Here is a 19314-nt window from a genome sequence, read left to right as displayed (position 1 = left end):
GTGCTCGACCGGGCAGTGGTCGATCACGCCTCATCGGCGGCGAGGGCGCGGCCGATGTGTCCCACGGCGATCCACACCAGCGGCGTGCCGGTGTAGCGCGTCCGAATCCTCGGTCCGAGGGTCGCGCTCAGCGTGCGGCGCGCGGCCAATCGCGGGCCAACGAACTTCTGATCGGCACACGTCCGGTGACTCGTCGTGGTCCGGTCGGTCGCGCGTGCGAGACTGTTGCGGTGCGGTTGTATCGGGATCAGGCGGTGGTGCTGCGCCAGCACAAGCTGGGCGAGGCGGACCGCATCGTCACGCTGCTGACCCGCCAGCACGGTCTGGTGCGCGCGGTCGCCAAGGGTGTGCGGCGCACCCGCTCCAAGTTCGGGGCGCGGCTGGAACCGTTCGCCTACGTGGATGTGCAGCTGTATCCGGGCCGCAATCTCGACACCGTCACCCAGGTGCACACGGTCGAGACCTTCGCCGCCGACATCGTCGCCGACTACGGCCGCTACACCACCGCCTGCGCCGTGCTCGAGACCGCCGAGCGCCTGGCCGGCGAGGAGGGCGCACCCGCCGCCCGCCTGCACACCCTCACCGCCGGCGCGCTGCGCGCCATCGCGCTGGGCCGCCGCCCCCACGAACTGATCCTGGACGCATACCTGTTGCGCGCCATGGCTTTCGCCGGTTGGGCGCCCGCCCTCGACGACTGCGCCCGCTGCGCCACCCCCGGCCCGCACCGCGCCTTCCATGTGGCCGCGGGCGGCGCGGTGTGCGTGCACTGCCGTCCGCCCGGCGCGGCCACGCCCATGGTCGGCGTTCTCGACCACATGAGCGCTCTCAATCGGGGCGACTGGTCCGGCGTCGACGCCGTCTCCGACGCCATGCGACGCCAGGCCAGCGGTCTCATTGCCGCGCATCTGCAGTGGCACCTGGAACGACAGCTGCGCACGCTGCCGCTTATCGAGCGCACCCGCCCGCACGAGGCCGTCGAGCGCGACGCGGCGGCCGAGCGTCCCCGTGCCGCCATCGGCTGACGCCGGGCCGAATCACCCTGGGAGTCCCGGTGAGCGGGCGCGGGAAAGCGGGTCCGGATCAGTGAGATTCGATACAGAGCCATCGAACGTTAGGGAGCCTAAAGTTCACGGCGTGTCGGGTTCTCCTCATCGAAAGTCCTCGCCGGCGGCTGTCCGCCGCCTGCCGGTGTCGCTGGCCGTCGCCGCCGTGCTGGCGACCGCGACCGCGGCCGCCGCGGCCCAGCCGGTGCTGCCGAGTTCGCCGTTCGGCGGGCTCGCGTACACGGTGAAGGTCGAAAAGCCGGGCGAGAGCGACGGATTCATCTACTACACCACCGGTGTGAGCGCCGCCGCGCTGGTGCCCGGGCTGGGTACCGTGGCGCAGGTGCTGCCGGGCGGAAAGCCCGCGAACGTCATTGCCGACCGGTCCGGCAAGGAGATCAAACGCTACGAACCGCCTGCGGGACAGGATGTCTCGAACTTCCGGACGCAGATCTACCAGGGGCGCAAGGTGCTCACCTGGTGGCAGGGCAGCACGGTTGCCGGGCACGGCTCGGGTGTGGGAATCATCGCGGACGAGACCTTCAATGTGCTGGCGACCGTCGACCCGGGTGGGGCGGGCGCGGATGTGCACGAATTCCGGCTGACCCCCGACGGTCACGCGCTGCTCACCTCGTACCCGCAGGTCGATGCCGATCTCACCGCCATCGGCGGCCCAGCGAACGGGAGGATGTTCGATACCGTCGCCCTGGTGATCGATGTCGCCTCGGGCCGGCAGCTGTTCCGCTGGAGCGCGGCCGAGCATGTGCCGCTGAGTGATTCGGAGACCTCCGGCAAGCTGGCGGGCGACGTCTACGACCCGTATCACATGAACTCGATCAGCCAGGATCCGTCCGGGAATCTGGTTGTGTCCCTGCGCAATACGTCCGCTGTCTACGACGTCGACCCGAACACCGGCGATATCCGCTGGCAGCTCGGCGGCAAGCATCCGACCCTGACCGCCGATCCGGACGTGCAGTTCGCCTTCCAGCACGACGCCGAGTTCGCCGACGCCTCGACGCTGCGGCTGTTCGACAACAACTCCAGCGGTGTGGAATCGCGCGGGAAGTCGAGCGTGGAGTGGATCCACCTCGACCCGGCCGCGGGGCGCGCCACCCTGGTGCGCAATCAGGAGCACCCGGACGGTCTGGTCACCCCCGCCATGGGCAATGCCCAGGCCCTGCCGAACGGCAATACCCTGGTCAGCTGGGGCATGACGCCCCGCATCTCGGAGTTCACCCCGAGCGGCGAGCTGGTCTACGACGCCGTCCTGCCCTTCGGCAGCTACCGCGCCTACCTCGACAGTCTCCCCAGCTGACCGGCCGGGCGCTCGGCGGCGGGGAAATGCCGGTTTCCCCGCCGCCGTACGCCATCCGGTGGAGGAAATGTGGAGGTCCGGTGGCAATGGTGTGGGCGCCGTCCGGCCTCGCGGAGCGTCGGGCAGGATGGTGGTCGTGATCGGGAACCGGAAGTCATCGACTGAGCAGCGTGTTGTGCGGCCGCCGTCGCCGCATCCGTCGGGGGCTAAGCCGCCGGCGATTCCGGCGGAATTCGTGCCCAGGCATGTGGCGCTGGTGATGGACGGCAACGGCCGCTGGGCCCAGGAGCGCGGGCTGCCCCGCACCGCGGGCCACGAGCGCGGCGAGGCGGTGCTCATGGACACCGTCGAGGGCTGTATCGAGATGGGCGTGAAGTGGCTGTCGGCCTACGCCTTCTCCACCGAGAACTGGCGGCGCAGCCCCGACGAGGTGCGCTTCCTGATGGGCTTCAATCGCGATGTGATCCGCCGCCGCCGCGACGAGATGCACGAGATGGGTGTGCGGGTGCGCTGGGCCGGCCGCCGACCGCGCCTGTGGCGCAGCGTGATCAAGGAATTGGAGATCGCGGAGGAGCTCACCCGGGACAATACGGTGATGACCCTCACCATGTGCGTCAACTACGGCGGTCGTGCCGAGATCGCCGACGCCGCACGGGAAATCGCGCGCCGGGTGGCCGCCGGGGAACTCGACCCGGAGAAGATCACCGAGGCCACCGTGGCCCGCTACCTCGACGAACCCGATATGCCGGACGTGGACCTGTTCCTGCGTCCCTCGGGTGAACTGCGCACCTCCAACTTCCTGATCTGGCAGGCCGCGTACGCCGAATTCGTGTTCCAGGAAACGCTTTTCCCTGATTTCGACCGCCGCAACCTCTGGGACGCCTGCCTGGAGTACGCCAAGCGTGACCGTCGCTTCGGAGGCGTGAAATGACCGACCAGCTCACCCCCGCGGAGGCGCTCCAGGACCGCGCCCGCGCCCTGCTGCTGCGCTACGGCGTGGAGGTTCGCGAGGAGGACGGCGGCCTCGGCTTCGAGTACGAGGGCGCGCTGTGCTCGCTGCGCGGCGTCAACCTCTCGCCCGGCCTGGATGTGCTGGCGCTCATGTGCATCCTGGCCTGGGATCGTCCGGTGAAGCCGCAGCTGCACAAGCGGGTCGCCGAACGCAATGCCGCGCTCCAGTTCGGCACGCTCACCGTCGTGTCCCGCGAGAAGCTCGCGGACGTCATCCTGCGCTACACCTTCCCGGCCGCCGGGCTCGAGGACGAGCCGCTGGCCACCATCCTGCTGCTGACCCTCTCCGGGGCGGGCCGTGCCCGCCAGGGCCTGCTGCTCTGACACCGATACCCGGTGCCGCCCGGGATCGGTTCAGGCTCGGGCGGATTCGGCCGCGGCCGCGGCCTCGGCGGCGCGGCGGTAGTCGGGGAGGATCTCGGTGATGCCGCGCGCGAAGGTGTCGGGGTCGACGTCGCCGAGGATGAGGTGCTGCAGGATGAAGCCGGGTAGTAGGCCGAGGAAGATCTTGGCCACCGCGTCGGTGTCGGCGTCCGGGGGGAGCCAGCCGACGTCGCGCATGCGTTCGGCGTAGTCGAACCAGAGGCGGCGGATGCCGAGGATATTGGTGCGGACGTAGTCGGCGATATTGGCGTCGGTCAGGGCCAGCGACCAGGCCTGCGGGATGATGCGGACCGGCCCGCCGGGGACGCTGAGCCGGACGATGGCCTCGCACATGATGCGGACCAGGTCCGGGGGAGTGGGAAGCGGGTCGCTGTAGACGGCTTCGCTGAGGGCCGCGCGCAGGTCGACGGTGGCGTCGGTGGCGAGGTCCTTGATGATGTCGTCCTTGGACTTGAAGTACCGGTAGACCGCCCCGGCCGACAGTCCGGATTCGGCGAAGACGTCCTGCATGGTGGTGGCGTGCAGTCCCTTGCGGGCGAAGCAGGACTGCGCGGCGTCGAGAATCTGCTGCCGGCGGCGTTCCAGGTGTTCCTCGCTGACTCTGGGCATGGGCCCAAAGTAAAACGAATATCCGTTCTTGACAAGGGGACACTGGAGTGTCAGCCTTGTCCCAATTAAAAAGAACGAACCTTCGCTTTCTTTGGATGGGTCATGAACACAGTCCAGCGCTCCCTCGCCCTCGGTCTCGCCGCGGCCGCCATTCAGGCCCTGATGCTCATCGCCTTCGCCTGGCCCGCCGCCCGCGTCGCGCCCCGGGATCTCCCCATCGCCATCACCGGCCCGCAGGCCGCCGCGGTCGCCCGGCAGCTGACCGATCGCGAGCCCGGCGGCTTCGACATCCGCACCGTCGCAGACGAATCCACCGCTCGCGACGCCATCGAGCATCGAGATGTGTACGGGGCCATCCTGACCGGTGGACAGCCCCGGGTGCTGATCGCCTCGGCCGCGAGTCCGATTGTGGCCCAGCAGCTCTCGGCCTTCGCGCAACAGCTGAACGGCGCGCAGGCGGCACCGGTGCAGGACGTGGTCGCCGCCGACGTCCACGACCCGCGCGGTAGCGGTTTCGGCGCAATGGTTCTCCCGCTGGTCATGTCCGGCCTGGCCGGTGGCGTGCTGCTGACCCTGCTGGTGCCGTCGCTGCGCGCCCGCGCTCTCGGCCTGGCCGTCTTCGCGATCGCCGGTGGGCTGCTGAGCATGTCGATCGTCCAGGGCTGGCTGCACCTGCTCCCCGGTGCGTACCTGGCCATGGCCTCGATCAGCGGCCTGGTCTCCCTCGCCGTCGCCGGCACCGTGGTCGGTCTGGCCGCCGTGCTCGGTCAGGCGGGCATCGGCCTGGGCGCGCTCACCATGCTGCTCGTCGGAAACCCCTTCTCCGGAGCCACCTCCGCGCCCGAACTGCTGCCCAAGCCGTGGGGCGAGATCGGACAGCTGCTGCCGCCCGGCGCTGCCGCCACCCTGCTCCGTTCGACGGCCTTCTTCGGTGACGCCGCCATCGCGGGCCCGCTGACGGTCCTGCTGTGCTGGGCCGCAGCCGGTCTCGCTCTCCTCGGTGTGGGGATCGCCCGCACTCGGCGGACCGTCCCGGCTCTCGCCCCGGACCTGGTGCCCGCGGCCTGAACTCGCCACTCGGACGGCAGCAGCCGCGCACCCCTCGCTCGATGAGCAAGGGGTGCGCGGCTGCTCGCTGTCAGCTCTTGTGGCAGCAGTTCTGGCAGGTGCCGAAGATCTCCATGGTGTGGCTGATATCGGTGAACCCGTGCTCGGTGGCGATCGAGTCCGCCCAGGCCTCCACGGTCGGCCCCTCCACCTCGACGGTCCGGCCGCACTGGCGGCAGACCAGGTGATGGTGGTGTCCGGTGGAGCACTGCCGGTACACCGATTCGCCGGTGTCGGTGCGTAGCACGTCGACCATCCCGGCGTCGGCGAGCGACTGCAGGGTGCGGTACACCGTGGTCAGCCCGATGCCCTCACCGCGCTTGCGGAGTTCGTCGTGCAGCTCCTGTGCGGAGCGGAATTCGTCGATGTCCGCGAGCAGTGCGGCGATGGCACTGCGCTGACGGGTGCTGCGGACCCCGACGGTCTTCTCGCTTGTTCCCACGGATCACCCTTCCTCGGCGTGTGCGACCGCGTCGATGACTATGTGCGCGAGATGTTCGTCGACCAGTTCGTAGATGACCTCGCGGCCGGTGCGTTCACCACGCACCACCCCGGCGGACTTGAGGATGCGCAGGTGCTGGCTGATCAGCGGCTGGGTCACTCCGAGGGTATCGACCAGTTCGTGCACGCAGCGCGGTGACTCGCGGAGCTGGAGCACGATGGCAATGCGGACGGGCGCCGCCAGTGCGCGCAATAGTTCTCCGGCGGAGTCCAGAATGGTGCGCGACGGCACGGCCGGCGGCTGGGGAGACCGGTAGGGGTACGGGTCGTGGGGGATCGCGGCCGGGGTCTCCGTCGCGACGTGGGAGCGCCGCAGGGGCGCGCCGCTGTCCGTGGTCATCGAACCAACTCCTTATTGGAAACCGATGCCATTCTTATATGCACGTGTACGCATGTCAAACGCGACACGGTGTCAAACCCGTAGCACACGGCAGATAGTCTGGACCGAATCCTTTGCAATCTTCCGGACACGGATGGAGAACTGTTCAGTGGCACCCAAGTCGAAGGTGGACACCGTCGCCAATCTCGCCAAGCGTCGGGGTCTCGTGTACCCGAGCGGTGAGATTTACGGCGGAACGAGGTCGGCCTGGGACTACGGTCCGCTGGGCGTCGAGCTCAAGGAGAACATCAAGCGGCAGTGGTGGCGGTCCATGGTGACCAGCCGTGACGACGTGGTCGGCCTGGACTCGTCGATCATCCTGCCGCGTCCGGTGTGGGTGGCCTCGGGCCACGTCGCGGTGTTCAACGACCCGCTGGTGGAATGCCTCAACTGCCACAAGCGGCACCGGCAGGACCACCTGCAGGAGGCGTACGCCGAGAAGAACAAGATCGACAACCCGGACTCGGTGTCCATGGAGCTCGTCGTGTGCCCCGACTGCGGCACCGTGGGCAAGTGGACCGAGCCCAAGGACTTCAACATGATGCTGAAGACCTACCTGGGCCCGGTCGAATCCGAAGAAGGCATGCACTACCTGCGCCCGGAGACCGCGCAGGGCATCTTCGTGAACTACAAGAACGTCGAGACCACCGCGCGCAAGAAGCCGCCGTTCGGCATCGCGCAGATCGGTAAGTCGTTCCGCAACGAGATCACCCCGGGCAACTTCATCTTCCGTACCCGCGAGTTCGAGCAGATGGAGATGGAGTTCTTCGTCAAGCCGGGCGAGGACGAGCAGTGGCACCAGTACTGGATCGACACCCGCCTGGCCTGGTACACCGACCTGGGCATCGACCCGGAGAACCTGCGGCTGTTCGAGCACCCGAAGGACAAGCTCTCGCACTACTCCACCCGCACGGTGGACATCGAGTACCGCTTCCGCTTCCAGGGCTCCGAGTGGGGTGAGCTCGAGGGCGTCGCCAACCGTACCGACTTCGACCTGAAGACCCATTCCGAGCATTCCGGCACGGATCTGAGCTTCTTCGATCAGAACACCAACGAGCGCTTCATCCCCTTCGTGATCGAGCCGGCCGCAGGTCTGACCCGCTCGCTGATGGCTTTCCTGGTCGACGCGTACCACGAGGAGCAGGTGCCGACGGCCAAGGGCACCATGGAGACTCGCACCACACTGCGCCTGGACCCGCGCCTGGCGCCCGTCAAGGCGGCTGTCCTGCCGCTGTCGCGCAATGCGGACCTGTCGCCGAAGGCCAAGGACCTGGCCGCGCAGCTGCGCCGGAACTGGAACGTGGACTTCGACGACGCCGGGGCGATCGGCCGCCGCTACCGCCGTCAGGACGAGATCGGCACCCCGTTCTGCATCACGGTCGACTTCGACACGCTGGAGGACCAGGCCGTCACCGTGCGTGAGCGGGACTCGATGGCTCAGCAGCGCATCGCTCTCGATCAGGTGGAGGGCTACCTGGCGGCGCGCCTCGTCGGCGCCTGAGTCCAAGTTCACAGAAAAGACCGGTCAATGCCTGACCGGTCTTTTCTTTATTCCATTGCCCCCGAAATCCGGGGCGGTGTCGCGAAATTGGGTAACCGACTACTCACGTTAACGGCCCATGACCGGAGCACTATTTAAGGATGTGGGCAACGGCGCATCTCTGCCGTAGCTCGATCATCCGAGGTGAGTCATGAGCGAGCGTGTTATCGGCCCCCGCTCGGGGCTGCAATGGGTCTCATTGGGGGACACCGGATCATCGTGCCCTGCCGCCCGATCCACGGTGGCGGCATTTCGATCATGGGCCGAGTCCTATCTGACCCAACCCAGTGACGAACTGGGCCGCGACGGGCCGGTCTGCCCGTATGTACGACCGGCCATGCGGCGAGATCTGATGTGGCTGGCGCAGGTTCCAGCGGTGGAGCCGCGGCCGACGTGGGTGCGCGCGATCATCCGTGACGCGCTGGAGGCCTATTCCGGACTGCCCACGGGGAACGGCAGTTCCACCTCCGTGCTGCGCGCATTGATCACCGTATTCCCGAATTTGACGGATTGTTCGCTGATCGATGAGATCCACGATGAATTCAAGAGCAAATTCGTGGAACGCGGCATCATGCTCGGGCAATTCTATCCGGGCTGTGACCAGGCGGGCCTGTGGAACAAGGATTTTCGGCCGTTGGACGCACCGATGCCGATGTTGGTGGTGCGCAGCATGATGACGACCGATTTTCCGTTCCTGCTCGACAGACCGGAGTGGGCCGACGCCTTCGTGCGCAAGTTCGCGCCGGGGCTGCCCGCGCACGTGCGCTCGGTCATGGTGGAGCGCTTGACATCTCGTCCCGCATTCGTGCCCGCCTACGAGGTGGGCGCCGACGACGACGCATCCTGTTCGGCCAGCAGTTAGGTAGTTCCTATGACGCGTGAGATCGCGGCGGATCGGACCGCCACCGTCTTCCCGCTCTCCCCGGCTCAGCTGGGGATGTTCTATGCGCAGCAACTGGATCCGGCGGTGCCGCTGTCGGAGGCCCAGTACATCGAGATGCACGGACCGCTGGATATCGCGGCGCTGCGGCTCGTGGGGGCGCAGGCAGCGCGGGAATTCGGTTCCGGTGTCCTGCGATTCGTCGAGGTCGAGGATCGGCCGTATCAGGTGGTCGATACCGAACTGGACGCGACGGTCGGCTTCCTGGACTTCCAGGACCGACCGGACCCGGTTGCGGACGCGTTGGAATGGATGCGCGCGGATGTGGCGGCGCCGATCGAGCTGTTCGGTGCACAGGCTGGGATATCCACCGTGATCCGGGTCGGCGAGTCCCATCACCTGTGGTACACCAGAGCACACCACCTCCTCATCGATGGATTCGGCTCGATGACCATGCTGTATAGGGTCGCCGAGCTGTACAACGCCGCGGTGCGCGGGCAAACGGCGCCTCCCGGCACCGCGGCCTCGCTGCTGGACGTGCACGAGTCGGAGATGGCGTACCGGGAATCGAGCCGGTACGCCACCGACGAGCGCTACTGGCGCGAGGCCACCGCGGGCATGCCCGACCGGTGCAGCCTGGTCGGGGCCACCGCGCCCGCGAGCGCGCTGGCCCGCGAGGCGCGCGCCCAGCTGGGGGAGCGGACGGCCGAGCGGCTGGCGAGCGCGGCCCGCCGTTTCGACACCAGTGCGGCGGGCGTGGTGATGGCCGCGGTCGCGCTGTACTACGCCCGGCTCACGGCCACCGAGGACGTCGTCCTGAGCCTGCCCGTGTCCGGCCGCACCACCGCGGTGCTGCGGCGTTCCGGCGGCATGATCGCCAATGTGGTGCCGCTGCGGGTGCCGGTGCCGCGCGCGGGACGGGTGGGGGAGGTCCTGGATGCCGTGCGGGTGGCGGCGTCGGGGGCCTTGCGGCATCAGCGCTTCCGCCACGAGGACATGCGGGACGAGGGCGACCGGGACGAGTTCGGGCGCGGCATGACCGGGCCGGTCATCAACATCATGATGTTCCCGGACGGGATCGACTTCGAGGGCGTGGAGTCGAGCCTGCACGTGGTCACCTCGGGCCCGATCGAGGACCTGTTCGTCAACTTCTACCAGCACGGTGCGGGCGCACCGATCCATGTCGACTTCGCCGCGAATCCGCGCCTGTACGACGAGGATTCGCTGAACCGGCATCATCGGCGATTCCTCGCCGTGCTGGATTCGCTGCTGGAGGCGGAGCCCGGAACACCGGTCGCGGCACTGGATTACACGGTGCCGGACGAGCAGCCGGTGCTGGCGGGCGCGCACGGGCCGGCGGCGCCGCAGCCGCGGCTGCTGCCGGAGATCCTGGCGGACGGCCTGCGCCGCGCCGGACCCGAGACGGTCGCCGTCATGGGCCGCGACCGGCGGCTGACCTACGGCGAGCTGGACGCGCTGTCGAATCGGCTGGCGCGGAGGATCGTGCGGGCCGGCGCTGCCGAATCCGGTTCCGGGATACCGGAGGCCGCGGCCGTCGGACCGGAATCGACCGTGCTGCTGGCACTTCCCCGTTCGATCGAGGCGATGGTCGCGCTGTGGGCGGTGGCCAAGACCGGCGCGGCGTTCGTGCCGCTGGGTACCGCGCTGCCCGCCGACCGGATGGCGCGCATTGCCGCCGACGCGGACGCGACGATCGGCCTGACCCTCGCGGAATCGACTGCCGCGCTGCCGGATTCGGTCCACTGGATCACTCTCGACGACCTGCTCGACGAGGACGTGGCGCCGGCCGATCCGCCGCTCACCGCCGAGGAGTTGCGGGGGCGGCCGCGGGCCGGCAATCCGGCGTACGTGGTGTTCACCTCCGGATCGACCGGGGTGCCCAAGGGTGTGGCGGTGACCCATTCCGGATTGGCCGGGCTGGCCGCGGCGATCGTGACGGCGTACCGGGTCGCGCCGGGTGCACGGGTCCTGCAGTGCCTGAATCCGAGTTTCGATGCGTCGGTGCTGGAATGGCTGATGGCGTTCGCATCGGGCACGACCCTGGTGGTGGCCGAATCGGATCCGGTGGTGGGCACCGAATTGACCGGGCTGGTCCGGGATTTCGGCATCACCCAGGTCTGTTCGACACCCGCGGTGCTGTCCACCCTGGAGCCGGACGCGCTCGACGGGGTGCGCGCCGTGTCGTCGGGCGGGGAACCGACGCCGCCGGATATCGTGGCGCGCTTCGGGATCGGGCGGGAGCTGCTGAATTCATACGGTCCCAGCGAGACCACGGTGGCCGTCACCTACACCCGGGGGCTGGTGCCGGGCGTGAATGCCGGGCTCGGCGACCCCATTCCGGGCGCCGGGATGCTGGTGCTGGATCGCTGGCTGCGGCCGGTGCCGATCGGGGTGGCCGGGGAGCTGTACGTGACCGGGCCGGGGGTGGCGCGCGGGTACGTCGGCCGTCCCGGGCCGACCGCCGAGAGTTTCGTGCCCGCCCCCTCGGGTCCGGCCGGGGCCCGCATGTACCGCACCGGAGATCTGGTGCGCTGGACCGAGAGTGGCGTGCTCGAGTACGTGGGTCGCGGCGACTTCCAGGTGAAGCTGCGCGGTATGCGGATCGAGCTGGGTGAGATCGACGCCGTGCTCAACGCGCACTCGTCGGTGGAGATCGCGGTCACGGTGGCGCGGCCCGGTCCCGGCGGCGGCACCGTGCTGGCCGCGTATGTGGTTCCGCACGCCGGTCAGGTGATCACCGAGCCCGAGCTGCTCGACCACGCCACCCACCGCCTGCCGCCGTACATGGTGCCCGCGACTGTCACGGTGCTGGGTGCGTTGCCGCTCACCGCCAATGGCAAGGTGGATCGCCGGGCGCTGCCGGAACCCGTGGTGGCGCAATCGATGTCGGGTCGCGCGCCGGCCACCGCCACCGAACGCCTGCTCTGCAGCCTGTTCGCGGAGGTTCTCGGGACCGAGGCCGGTCCGGACACCTCGTTCTTCGCCCTGGGCGGCGATTCGATCATGGCGATCACGCTGGTGTCGCGCGCTCGTGCCGCGGGCCTGGTCTTCTCCGCCCGTGAGGTTTTCGAGCACCGCACCCCGGCCGCCCTGGCGGCCGTGGTCACCCGGCTCGAGGACCGTCCGCAACGGCTGCCCGAACTGGCGGGCGGTGGCGTCGGACGCCTGCCGCTGACGCCGATCGCGGCCTGGCTGTTCGGCCGTCCCGGTTGGCGGCATTTCGCCCAGTCGATGGTGGTCCAGGTGCCGGCCGGGGTCGAACTCCCGGTGCTGCTGCGCGCCGTCCAGGCGCTGCTCGACCGCCACGATGTGCTGCGCGCCCGCCTGGTCGACACCGACGACGGGCTCCGCTTGGACGTCCCCCCGGCGGATGACATCGAGGCGGCGACGCTGCTGACACACTTCGAGTGGACGGCGGCCGACGTGTCCGGGGCGGCGGTCGACCGAGCGCTGACGGATGCCGCCGGTCGGTTGGATCCGCGTGCGGGTGTGATGATCGCACTGAACTGGCTGGACGCCGGTCCGGCGCGGCCGGGCCGGTTGGCGATCGCGGTGCACCACCTGGCCTGTGACGCGGTCTCGTGGCGAATCCTGCTGCCCGACTTGATGTCCGCCTGGACGCAGGCCGCGGCGGGGACGAAACCCGAGCTGCGGGAGACCGGGACCTCGATGCGCACCTGGGCGTACGCACTGGAGGCGATGGCGTCACCGGACATCCCGGGCGCGCCGGCCGATGACTCGGCCGCCGTCGAATCACCCTGGCCGGTCGCCGAACTCGGGTACTGGCGTGACGTGCTGGCCCCGGATGCCCTGATCGGGCGGCGCCGGCTGGACGTGGCGGTGGACACCCATCGGACCGCCCGGCGGATCGATATCGAGGTGCCGGGCGAGGTGTCGGCGGCGCTCATCGCCCGGCTCGCCGGCACCTACCGCTGCGGCGTCGAGGACGCGCTGCTGGCGGCCCTCGCGCTGGCGCTGGCGCGTTGGCGGGACGGGCAGGATGCGGTCGCCGCCGGGACCGTGGTCACGGTCGAGCGGCACGGCCGCGACGAGGCCGCGGTGCCCGGGGCGGACCTGTCGCGGACGGTCGGCTGGTTCACCACGCAGGTGCCGGTGCGCCTGGGACCCATTGCCGTGGACGGAGATTCGGGCGCGGCCAGCGTGGACAGCGCGTTGAAGACGGTCAAGGAACAGCTGCGGGCCGTGCCGCGCGGCGGCTTCGGCTACGGGCTGCTGCGCTACCTGAACGCGCGGACGGCCCGGGAGCTCGCGGCACTGCCGGATCCGCAGATCGGATTCAACTACCTCGGGCAGATTCCCGAGTTCGCCGTGGGCGATTGGCTGCCGGTCGCGATGGGGGACCGCCTGGGCGGGCACGCGGATCCGGATATGCCGCTGGCGGCGGTCATCTCGGTGGACGCGGTCACGCTGGAGTCGGAGCGTGGGCAGCGGATCCGGGCGGTGTGGCAGTTCGCCGGTCATGCGGTCGCGGCCGGGGACGTGGAAGCGCTGGCGCGGGAATGGCTTTCGGCGGTCGGTGAGATCGCCGAGCTGGTACGGCGGCCCGACGCCGGTGGCCTCACCCCTGCCGATCTGCCGCTGCTGACCGTCGCGCAGCCGGAGATCGAGTCGTGGGAGCGGGCTTTCGGCCGTCTGACCGATGCCTGGCCGCTGACGCCGCTGCAGCGCGGCCTGCTGTTCCAGGCGCAACTGGCCGCGGGCGGCCCGGACGGCTACTCGGTGCAGGCGATCATCGATGTCGAGGCCGACCTCGATCGCGACCGGCTGACGGCCGCCGCCGAGGCGCTGGTCCGCCGCCACGATGTGCTGCGCGCCGGCTTCCTGGCCTCGGATACCGGTGCGGTGCAGGTGATTCCGGCCGAGGTTGCGGTGCCGTGCGCCTATCGGGAGGCGATCGGTGCCACGCCGGCGGAACTCGACGAGATCGCGGCGGCCGAACTGCGTGAGCCGTTCTCGGTCGACCACCCGCCCCTGATCCGATTCCTGTGCATCGCGGCGGGGGAGCGGCGCTTCCGGCTGGTCATCACCAACCACCACCTGATCCTCGACGGCTGGTCCATGCCGATGCTGTTCGCGGAACTCATCGCCCTCTACGAAACCTCCGGCGACGACACCGGATTCGCGACCCCGGCCCCCTTCCGCACGCACCTGGAGTGGCTGGCCGCCCGCGACGACGACCTGGCCCGGGAAGCCTGGGCGCAGTCCCTGTCCGGCCTCGACGGCCCGACCCTGATCGCCCCGACCGCGCCGCGCGCCGACGCCGCGACCGCCCCGGTCGCCCACGAGATGCCCCTGCCCGATGGTCTGCCGGATGCCCTGCGCCGCACGGCCGCGGCCTGCCAGGTCACCGTCAACACCCTCGTGCAGGTGGCCTGGGCGCTGCTGCTGGCCGAGCAGACCGGCGGCTCCGACATCGTCTTCGGCGCCACCGTGTCCGGCCGCCCGCCGGAACTGGCCGGCGCCGAGCGCATGGTCGGCATGCTGGTCAACACCGTCCCGGTCCGGATCGCCCTGAACCCGGCCGAATCGATCGCCGACCTGCTCACCCGCGTGCAGCGCGAGCAGGCCGCCCTGGCCGACCACCAGCACCTGGGCCTCGACGAGATCCAGGCCGCCACCGGCCTGGGCCCGCTCTTCGACACCGCCACCGTCTTCGAGTCCTACCCGGTGGACGCCGCGACCCTCACCGCCGCCACCCGCCAGGCCGACCTCACCGTCACGTCCCTGCGCGCCCAGGACGGCACCCACTACCCCCTCTCGCTGGCCGCCTACGCCAACAACGGCCTCCGCCTCGAACTGACCCGCTCCCCACGCTATTTCGACGCCTCCGAGGCCGATGCGCTGGCAGCGGCGCTGTCCCGCCTGCTGACCGACCTCACCGGCGACTCGCGCCGCCGCGCCGCCGGGCTGCGCGGCACGGACCTCGACGCGCTGGTCTCGGTCCGACCCGGGGCCGACTCCCGCGAGGTACTGCTCCTCCCGGATCTCCTGTCCGCCAACGGATACCCGGACACAACCGCGATCGTCGGCGCCGCCTCAACGGCCGACAGCGCTGCCGAGCTGACCTACGCCGAGCTGGCGGCCGCGTCGAATCGATTGGCTCGTAGGCTGATCGAAGCCGGTGCCGGGCCCGAGCGGGCGGTGCTGGTAGCTCTGCCGCGATCGGTGATGTCGATGGTCGCCGTGTGGGCCGTTGCGAAGACCGGGGCGGCGTTCGTGCCGGTGGATGTCACGCAGCCGGCGGCGCGGACGAGCGCCATCGCCTCGGAATGCGGTGCGGTACTGGGGATCACCTCGGATCACGTGATGGATCTGCCCGGCGACGTGGCATGGCTGCGGCTGGACAGCGACGCGTTGGTCGCGGAGTGCGCGGCGATGTCCGCCGAGCCGGTCACCGATGCCGACCGGCTCGCGCTCCTGCGCCCGGAGCATGCGGCCTACGTGGTGTTCACCTCGGGGTCCACGGGCACGCCGAAGGGTGTCGTGGTCTCGCACACCGGGCTGGCCAATATGGCGGCGGCCATGGCGGAACGCGGTGGCATCGATCGCGATTCGCGCGTGATGCACTGCCTCAACCCGGCTTTCGACGCGGCCATGCTGGTCTGGATGTCCGCGTTCGCCGCCGGCGCGACGCTGGTCGTCGCACCGCCGGAGGCGAGTGCGGGTGCGGAGCTGGCGGCCGCCATCCGCGCGGGCGCTGCCACCCACCTGACCTGTACGCCGAGCGTGCTCGCGACCCTCGATGCCGCAGACCTGCACGGTGTGCGGACGGTCGTCATGGGTGGCGAACCCTGCCCGCCCGCGCTGGTGACACGTCTGGGTCAGGGTCGCGCGTTCGTGAATTCCTATGGCCCGGCGGAGACCACCATCGCCGCGAGCTTCGGCGACCCGATGACGGCCGGCACCTCGACCCAGCTCGGCGACCCGGTGCCGGGGACGACCCTGCTCGTGCTGGACGCCTGGCTGCGTCCGGTACCGCTGGGCGCGGTCGGCGAACTGTATGTGCGCGGTTCGGGGCTGGCGCGTGGCTATGCCGGTCGTGCAGCGCTTTCCGCGAGCCGGTTCGTCGCCGACCCGTTCACCGCCGGGCAGCGCATGTACCGCACCGGCGACCTGATGCGCTGCACCGCGGACGGTTTCGAGTACGCCGGTCGCAGCGACTTCCAGGTGAAGATCCGCGGCATCCGGGTGGAGCCGGGTGAGGTCGACGCCGTCCTGCTGACGCATCCGGGCATCGAGGCCGCGGTGACCGTCGCCCGGCGCAACCCCGCCGGCGCGATGACGCTGTGCTCGTATGTCGCACTGTCGGATCCGGCCTCGGTGCCGGAGCTGCTGGCCTGGGCTTCCGGCCGGCTGCCGCGCTACCTGATGCCCGCCGTCCTGCAGGTGCTGCCGGAGTTGCCGCTGACGGCGAGCGGCAAGGTGGACCTGCGCGCCCTGCCCGAACCCCAGCTGGTACAGGCCGAATACGTCGTCCCGGCGGGTGCCGAGGTGGCCATCGCCGAGACCTACGCCGAGGTACTGGGGCTGGATCGCGTCGGTGCTCGCGACGACTTCTTCGCGCTCGGCGGCGATTCGCTCATCGCGACCCGCGTCGCCGCCCGTCTCACCGCGCACCTGGGCCGCACCGTTCCGGTCCGCCTGCTCTTCGAGGCCCCGGTGGTCGCCGACCTGGCCGTGCGGCTGTCTGCCGCCGAGATCGATACCGCCGCACCCGCTCTCACCCGGACCGAGCGCCCCGACCTGGTCCCGCTCTCCCCGGCCCAGCAGCGCATGTGGTTCGTCAACCGCTACGACCCGGCCTCCCCGGCCTACAACGTGCCGGTGGCGCTGCGTCTTTCGGGCCACCTGGACCAGGACGCCCTGCGCGCCGCGCTGCGGGATGTGCTGGCCCGCCACGAGACGCTGCGCACGGTCTATCCCGATATCGACGGCGTCGGCATGCAGCGGGTGCTCCCCGCCGAGGACGTCCCGCTCGACCTCGACCCGGTGCCGGTGTCCCTCGACCGGCTACCCGAGGTCGTCGCGGACACCATCGGCCGTGGGTTCGACGTCACCGCGGCGGTCCCGCTCCGGGTCCGGGTGTTTGTCGTCGACGACCACGAAATCAGCCAGGCCGCAGCAAGTTACGGCCCGCGCGCCATGACGGACGGCCAGTTCGAAGAGCACGTGGTCGTGCTGGTCGCGCATCACATTGCGACGGACGGTTTCTCGATGGCCCCGCTGACCCGCGATGTGGCCGCCGCCTATGCGGTGCGGGCCGCCGGGCAGGCGCCGGCGTGGGAGCCGCTGCCGGTCCAGTACGCGGATTACACACTGTGGCAGCGGGATCGGCTCGGCTCCGAGGCGGACACGGACTCGCTGGCGGCCCGGCAGCTCGGGTACTGGTCGGACACCCTCGCCGGGGTGCCGGATCATCTGGAGCTGCCGACGGATCGGCCGCGTCCGGCCTGTGCCTCGCATCGGGCGGCCGAATGCACCGCCCGCGTGGACCGGGACCTGACCGCCGCGATCGACCGCTGCGCCCGCGCGCATCGGGCGACCCCGTTCATGGTGGTGCACGCCGCACTGGCCGTGCTGCTGTCCCGCCTCAGCGGCTCCGCGGACGTGGTGGTCGGCACCCCGGTCGCGGGGCGCGGCGTGCGCGAACTCGACGACCTGGTCGGCATGTTCGTGAACACGCTGGTATTGCGCACCGGTATTCGCCCGGAGGAGGGTTTCGCCGCGCTGCTCGATCGGGTGCGGGATACCGATCTCGCAGCCTTCGAGCACGCGGACGTGCCGTTCGAGCGGCTCGTGGAGGTGCTGGCCCCGGCCCGGTCGGAGTCCCGGCACCCGCTCGTCCAGGTCATGCTGGTGTTCCAGAACCTGGCCATGCCGGAGCTCCAGCTGCCCGGGCTGACCGTGTCCCCGCTCGAATTGCCGCAGACCAACAGCCGTTTCGACCTGAGTCTCACGGTCATCGGCGACGCCGACGGCATGGAACTGCGGTGCTGCTACGCCACCGACCTCTTCAATGCGTCGACCATGGCGGACTTCACCGGCCGACTGGTGCGGGTGCTGGCCGAGATCACGGCCGAACCCGCGCGCCCGGTCGGTGATCTCGACCTGCTCACCGCGGCGGAGCACGAGCGGTTGCACGCGGCCGCCGAACCCGTCGCGTCCCCGCGCATGCTGGCCGACCTCATGGCCGACGCGGTCGCGGCGAACCCGGACGGCCTCGCCGTCATCTGCGGGGACCGCCGGCTCACCTACCGTGAGCTCGACGCCCGGGCCGAGCAGCTGGCGCGGCGGCTGACCGCGGCCGGCGCCGGATCGGAAACACTGGTGGCCGTGGGCATTCCGCGGTCCATCGAATCGGTGCTGGCGGTCTGGGCCGTCGCGCGGGCCGGGGCGGCCTTCGTCCCGGTGGATCCGGCCTATCCGCCGGATCGGATCGCCCGGATCATCGACGTTTCGGGGGTATGTCTCGGTCTCACCGTGCGCTCGCAGTGGGACCGACTTCCGGGCACGGTGGAATGGTGGTGCCTGGACGACCGCGAGGCGGAGGAGTATCCGCTCGCGGTTCATGAAATCAGCAGGAACACAGCCCATCCGGCGTACGTCATCTTCACCTCGGGATCGACGGGCGCACCCAAGGGGGTTGTGGTCTCCCACGCGGGTCTGGCGAATCTCGCTGCCGCACAGCGGGACCGGGACGCACTCACCTCGGAATCCCGGGTCCTGCACGTGGCGTCGCCGAGTTTCGACGCCTCCGTCGTGGAACTGCTGATGGCGGTGGGCGCGGCCGCCACGTTGGTGATCGCGCCCCCCACCGTCTTCGCCGGACCCGAGCTGGGCGAACTGCTGTCACGCGAACGGGTTTCGCACATCGCGCTCACGCCCTCGGCGCTGTCGACCGTGGATCCGTCCGGACTGGACGATCTGCGCCTGATCGTCACCGGTGGCGAATCCTGCCCGCCGGAACTGGTCGCCGCGTGGGCGGCCGAGGGCCGCAACCACTTCAACGACTACGGGCCGACCGAGGCCACGGTGACGGCTGCCGGCGCGCCCGTGCATCCCGGTGCGCCGATCACCATCGGCCGGGCCGCACCCGGCATGCGGGCCCTCGTCCTCGACGACCGGCTGCGCCCGGTTCCGGACGGTGTGGTCGGCGAACTGTACCTCGCGGGAATCGGCTTGGCGCGTGGCTATTTCGACCGCTACGACCTGACCGCAGCCCGGTTCGTGGCCGACCCGCACGGCCCGGCCGGCCGGCGCATGTACCGCACCGGCGACCTGGTGCGGCGACGCGACGGGAACCTGGAATACCTGGGACGCACCGACACCCAGGTCAAACTGCGCGGCCTGCGCATCGAACTGGGCGATGTCGAGGCGGCGCTGACCGCGGAGCCCACGGTCGCGCGCGCGGTCGCGGTGGTCCGCGACGACGGGCGCGGCGGCATGCTCGCCGCCTACGTGGTCGCCGCGGACGGCACGGAACCCGATCCGGTGGCTCTGAAG

11 protein-coding genes are annotated in these 19314 nt (G+C 70.2%); 8 read left to right on the top strand and 3 right to left on the bottom strand.

Translation table 11 applies throughout. The features are described 5' to 3' along the window. The first annotated feature begins 230 nt into the window (after positions 1-230). The 4 genes from recO to ACFXN1_RS41415 all read left to right on the top strand — a co-directional run bounded on the left by recO (position 231) and on the right by ACFXN1_RS41415 (position 3693). Positions 231-1022 (top strand): DNA repair protein RecO, encoded by a 792-nt coding sequence (gene recO, locus ACFXN1_RS41430; RefSeq protein WP_379399291.1) that lies wholly within the window; start codon positions 231-233, stop codon positions 1020-1022. Positions 1023-1134: 112 nt separating this feature from the next. Beyond that, positions 1135-2358, top strand: a complete 1224-nt coding sequence (locus ACFXN1_RS41425; protein ID WP_379441235.1) for an arylsulfotransferase family protein — start codon at positions 1135-1137, stop codon at positions 2356-2358. 127 nt (positions 2359-2485) lie between these two features. After that, positions 2486-3289, top strand: coding sequence for an isoprenyl transferase (locus ACFXN1_RS41420; RefSeq protein WP_364617730.1), 804 nt, complete (start codon positions 2486-2488; stop codon positions 3287-3289). Then, complete coding sequence (locus tag ACFXN1_RS41415; protein ID WP_379399289.1) at positions 3286-3693, top strand: hypothetical protein; 408 nt, start codon at positions 3286-3288, stop codon at positions 3691-3693. Before ACFXN1_RS41420 ends, ACFXN1_RS41415 begins: the two co-directional genes overlap by 4 nt. 30 nt (positions 3694-3723) lie before the next feature. Here the strand turns inward: ACFXN1_RS41415 and ACFXN1_RS41410 are convergent, their stop codons facing one another. Then, positions 3724-4362 carry a TetR/AcrR family transcriptional regulator gene (locus ACFXN1_RS41410; protein ID WP_379399288.1) on the bottom strand — a complete coding sequence of 213 codons (639 nt, stop codon included), beginning with the start codon at positions 4360-4362 and terminating at the stop codon, positions 3724-3726. Positions 4363-4464: 102 nt separating this feature from the next. On the opposite strand from ACFXN1_RS41410, the gene ACFXN1_RS41405 reads away from it, so the two are divergent. Next, the gene (locus ACFXN1_RS41405) at positions 4465-5430 is read left to right on the top strand and encodes a hypothetical protein (protein WP_379399287.1); all 966 of its coding nucleotides are present in this window, start codon (positions 4465-4467) and stop codon (positions 5428-5430) included. A 70-nt stretch (positions 5431-5500) separates the two neighbouring features. Here the strand turns inward: ACFXN1_RS41405 and ACFXN1_RS41400 are convergent, their stop codons facing one another. Both ACFXN1_RS41400 and ACFXN1_RS41395 read right to left on the bottom strand, forming a co-directional pair. After that, complete coding sequence (locus tag ACFXN1_RS41400; RefSeq protein WP_354835448.1) at positions 5501-5911, bottom strand: Fur family transcriptional regulator; 411 nt, start codon at positions 5909-5911, stop codon at positions 5501-5503. 3 nt (positions 5912-5914) lie between these two features. Beyond that, positions 5915-6310 (bottom strand): metalloregulator ArsR/SmtB family transcription factor, encoded by a 396-nt coding sequence (locus tag ACFXN1_RS41395; RefSeq protein ID WP_040861788.1) that lies wholly within the window; start codon positions 6308-6310, stop codon positions 5915-5917. A gap of 148 nt (positions 6311-6458) precedes the next feature. Between ACFXN1_RS41395 and ACFXN1_RS41390 the strand changes: the two genes are divergently transcribed. From ACFXN1_RS41390 to ACFXN1_RS41380, 3 genes are all read left to right on the top strand, one after another. Beyond that, positions 6459-7850 carry a glycine--tRNA ligase gene (locus ACFXN1_RS41390; protein WP_364617741.1) on the top strand — a complete coding sequence of 464 codons (1392 nt, stop codon included), beginning with the start codon at positions 6459-6461 and terminating at the stop codon, positions 7848-7850. Positions 7851-8040: 190 nt separating this feature from the next. Then, positions 8041-8751 (top strand): DUF6875 domain-containing protein, encoded by a 711-nt coding sequence (locus ACFXN1_RS41385; RefSeq protein WP_379399286.1) that lies wholly within the window; start codon positions 8041-8043, stop codon positions 8749-8751. Between the two features lie 9 nt (positions 8752-8760). Further along, positions 8761-19314, top strand: a 10554-nt coding sequence (locus tag ACFXN1_RS41380) for an amino acid adenylation domain-containing protein (protein WP_379463879.1), incomplete at its 3' end; no start/stop codon positions are given.

It is taken from the genome of Nocardia sp. NPDC059154 (assembly GCF_042755705.1).
GTDB lineage: Bacteria > Actinomycetota > Actinomycetes > Mycobacteriales > Mycobacteriaceae > Nocardia.
This window is presented reverse-complemented; position numbering and strand designations above follow the sequence as displayed.

What these genes read in the sequence shown, in the direction of transcription:
- ACFXN1_RS41420 (WP_364617730.1), top strand. Translation starts at nt 2,486, where the DNA reads ATGGTGGTCGTGATCGGGAACCGGAAGTCATCGACTGAGCAGCGTGTT.
- ACFXN1_RS41415 (WP_379399289.1), top strand. Translation starts at nt 3,286, where the DNA reads ATGACCGACCAGCTCACCCCCGCGGAGGCGCTCCAGGACCGCGCCCGC.
- ACFXN1_RS41410 (WP_379399288.1), bottom strand. Translation starts at nt 4,362, where the DNA reads ATGCCCAGAGTCAGCGAGGAACACCTGGAACGCCGCCGGCAGCAGATT.
- ACFXN1_RS41405 (WP_379399287.1), top strand. Translation starts at nt 4,465, where the DNA reads ATGAACACAGTCCAGCGCTCCCTCGCCCTCGGTCTCGCCGCGGCCGCC.
- ACFXN1_RS41395 (WP_040861788.1), bottom strand. Translation starts at nt 6,310, where the DNA reads ATGACCACGGACAGCGGCGCGCCCCTGCGGCGCTCCCACGTCGCGACG.
- ACFXN1_RS41385 (WP_379399286.1), top strand. Translation starts at nt 8,041, where the DNA reads ATGAGCGAGCGTGTTATCGGCCCCCGCTCGGGGCTGCAATGGGTCTCA.